Source organism: Candidatus Methylomirabilis sp., from assembly GCA_036000645.1.
GTDB lineage: Bacteria > Methylomirabilota > Methylomirabilia > Methylomirabilales > JACPAU01 > JACPAU01.
In genome coordinates, this window is the sequence record DASYVA010000144.1 from 1 (window position 1) to 1,775 (window position 1,775).

Consider the following 1,775-nt stretch of genomic DNA (forward strand, 5'->3'; position numbering starts at 1 on the left):
TCCCAGGAGGCCAGATACTTCTTCTGCTCCGGCGTCAGCCGGTCGATCTTCACCCCCATCGCGCGCAGCTTGAGCCGGGCGATCTCCTCGTCGATCTCGCGGGGGACCCGGTAGACCTTCTTCTCCAGCTTGCCGGCATTCCTGACAACGAACTCCGCCGCCAGCGCCTGGTTGGCGAAGGACATGTCCATCACGCTGGCCGGATGCCCCTCGGCCGCGGCCAGGTTGATGAGGCGCCCCTCCCCCAGCACGTACAGCCTCCGGCCGTCCTTCAGCGTGAACTCCTCCACGAAGTCCCGGACGGCCCGGCGCTTCTTCGCCAGCCGCTCAAGCGCCTCCAGGTCAATCTCCACGTTGAAGTGGCCGGCGTTGGCCAGGATGGCGCCGTCCGGCATGAGGGCGAAGTGCTCCTCCCGCAGCACGTGGATGTCCCCGGTCACCGTCACGAAGACCTGCCCGAGCTTCGCCGCCTCCCGGGAGGGGAGGACGGTGTAGCCGTCCATGACCGCCTCGAGCGCCCGCAGCGGCTCGGCCTCGGTCACGATGACGTTGGCTCCCATCCCCCGGGCCCGCATCGCCACCCCCCGGCCGCACCAGCCGTAGCCGCACACCACGAGCCGGGTCCCGGCCAGCAGGACGTTCGTGGCCCGGAGGATCCCGTCAATCGTGCTCTGGCCGGTCCCGTAGCGGTTGTCGAAGAGGTGCTTGGTGTCGGCGTCGTTCACCGCGATGATCGGGTAGCCCAGGACGCCCTCGCGCTCCATGCTCTTCAGGCGGACGACGCCGGTGGTGGTCTCCTCGGTCCCCGCGATGACGCCGGGGAGCAGGTCCCGCCGCTCGCTGTGGAGGACCCCGATCGTGTCGGCGCCATCGTCCATCGTGATCTGCGGTTTCACGGCGACCGCGCTCTGGATATGGCGGTAGTAGGTGTCCCGATCCTCCCCCTTGATGGCAAAGACCGGGATCGCGTGGTGCTTCACCAGCGAGGCGGCCGCGTCGTCCTGGGTCGAGAGGGGGTTGCTGGCGCAGAGGACCACGGATGCCCCGCCGGCCTTCAGGGTCCGGACCAGGTTGGCCGTTTCCGTGGTGACGTGCAGGCAGGCCGAAAGGCGGATCCCCTTCAGGGGCTTCTCCCGGCGGAAGCGCTCCTCGATCAGGCAGAGGACCGGCATGGCGGCGCGGGCCCACTCGATCCGGAGCGCCCCCTTCTCGGCCAGGTCCAGGTCTTTGACGTCGTAGTCCACAGCCTTCAGTCCCGGATGGTGGCGCGCCCGGGCCTACGCGCCGTGTCGGCCCGCCTCGGTGCGCAGCAACGCCGCCCGGTCCGTCCGCTCCCAGGTGAAGTCCGGCTCGTTGCGGCCGAAGTGGCCGTAGACCGCCGTCTGCTTGTAGATGGGCCGCCGCAGGTCCAGCGCCTTCAGGATCCCGGCGGGGGTGAGCTCGAAGTGCTTCCGGGCCAGCTCGCACAACACCCCGTCCGGGACGACCCCCGTCCCCTTGGTGTCCACCATGACGGAGACCGGCTCGGGGACGCCGATGGCGTAGGCGATCTGGACCTCCGCTTTCTGGGCCAACTCGGCTGCCACGATATTCTTCGCGATGTAGCGGGCCATGTAGGAGGCGGACCGGTCCACCTTGGTCGGGTCCTTTCCGGAGAACGCCCCGCCGCCATGACCCACGACACCGCCGTAGGTATCCATGATGATCTTCCGGCCCGTCAGTCCGGTGTCGCCCATGGGGCCGCCCACTTCGAACCGGCCGGTCGGGTTCACGAA

2 protein-coding genes are annotated in these 1,775 nt (G+C 69.0%); both read right to left on the reverse strand.

Features of this window, described 5'->3' with window-relative positions; translation table 11 throughout:
* Positions 1 to 1,244, reverse strand: a 1,244-nt coding sequence (gene ahcY, locus VGT06_08040; GenBank protein HEV8663071.1) for an adenosylhomocysteinase, incomplete at its 3' end; no start/stop codon positions are given.
* 33 nt (positions 1,245 to 1,277) lie between these two features.
* Positions 1,278 to 1,775, reverse strand: a 498-nt coding sequence (locus VGT06_08045; GenBank protein ID HEV8663072.1) for a methionine adenosyltransferase domain-containing protein, incomplete at its 5' end; no start/stop codon positions are given.